Source organism: Pseudomonadota bacterium, assembly GCA_010028905.1.
In the GTDB taxonomy this organism is placed as follows: domain Bacteria; phylum Vulcanimicrobiota; class Xenobia; order RGZZ01; family RGZZ01; genus RGZZ01.
This window is the reverse complement of the sequence record RGZZ01000859.1, coordinates 1-1,256: the sequence shown is the minus strand read 5'-3', so window position 1 is coordinate 1,256 and position 1,256 is coordinate 1. Positions and strand designations below refer to the sequence as shown.

The 1,256-nt window shown below is 70.3% G+C and carries 3 protein-coding genes; all 3 read left to right on the top strand.

Annotation, left to right across the window (positions count from 1 at the left end):
• The coding region (locus EB084_25920; protein NDD31702.1) for an adhesin at window positions 1-492 on the top strand (492 nt) is incomplete at its 5' end.
• Window positions 492-869, top strand: a complete 378-nt coding sequence (locus EB084_25915; protein NDD31701.1) for a hypothetical protein — start codon at window positions 492-494, stop codon at window positions 867-869. The genes EB084_25920 and EB084_25915, both read left to right, overlap by 1 nt.
• A gap of 166 nt (window positions 870-1,035) precedes the next feature.
• On the top strand, window positions 1,036-1,256 hold a 221-nt coding region (locus EB084_25910; GenBank protein NDD31700.1), incomplete at its 3' end, for a hypothetical protein.

Sequence of the window (1,256 nt, the reverse complement as noted above, 5' to 3'; positions counted from 1 at the left end):
GGGCGCACCGCGGCAGCCACCACCGAGGCTGCGGGCGCGGGCGGGCGCACCGCGGCAGCCACCACCGAGGCTGCGGGCGCGGGCGGGCGCACCGCGGTTGTTCGAGCCCGGGGCACCATCGGTGAGGCCGTCTTCGAAGACACCAACCAGATGGCCAGAGCCAGCGAGATGGCACGGGCTGACGAGGCCACGCTCATCGCGGAGCGCGTGGCGCTGCGTGAGGTCAAGAAGAAGGGGGCGCTGCCCAACGGGAACATGGCCACCGCCCACGCAGAGGTCGGGGTCATTCAACAGGCCTTCAAGGCGGGCAAGACCATGGGCGCCGACATGAAGCTCGTGGTCGAGGGGAAGCCGGTCTGTGGGCACTGCCTGGGAGACATCCCCGCCATGGCCGAGAAGGCCGGCCTCAAGTCGCTGACCGTGGTCGAGGAAGCCACGGGCAAGACGTTGCAGTGGAAGCCGGGCATGCGCACCCTGAAGGCGGCTGAGTGATGCAGCATCTGTCGTGGACCCTGGGCACGGGCACCGACAGCCGTGGAGGCCATGGGAAGACCGCCGACTGGGCGGAGGTGGCGGCCCACCTGGAGGCGGTCGTGGCGCGTGGGGGCACGGTCTCCCTCGAGACCACGGGTGATGCGCCCTGGAGGAGCCTTCAGCTGCAGTCGGAGGCGGGCTGCTGCCTGCTCACCCTCACCGATGACGAGGGGGAGGTGCGCATGCTCGACAGCGGTGAGCCCGCGTCAGAAGAGGTGGAGATTCTGGGTGATCTCTGGAGCGCCAGCGCCGTGACCCGCGATGCGGAAACCGTGACGCGCGTGTTCCAGACGTTCTTCTCGACTGGCGATGTGCCACTCGAGTGGATGGCGTGACCGAACCGCCCGGCCTGACGCAAGACGTTCCTGCTCCAACGCCCGCGCCTGCAAAACGCAGCTGCGGCGATGTCGAATCAGCATCGGCCCGAGACGCGGAGGAGCCCAGGTCGCATGACGCTGCGGCACCCCCCGCGCGGCCCGCATCTGGAACGTGAGGGAGCCCATGCTGGGATTCTTTCAGGGCACCTGTCCCATCGTGGCCCCTTCCCCGACGCGCTCGGGCGTATCGCCAGGCGCCCCTGAGCCGCCCGCTCAGGCGCCCGTGCCCACGCCGGTCACCGACTCGGTGGCGGTGGGGCGATGCCCGTTCCTCGCCGCGATGGGGTCAGCCACGCCGTCGCAGCCGCTTCTGTCCGCGGCGGAGGCCACCTATCCGGCAGAGGC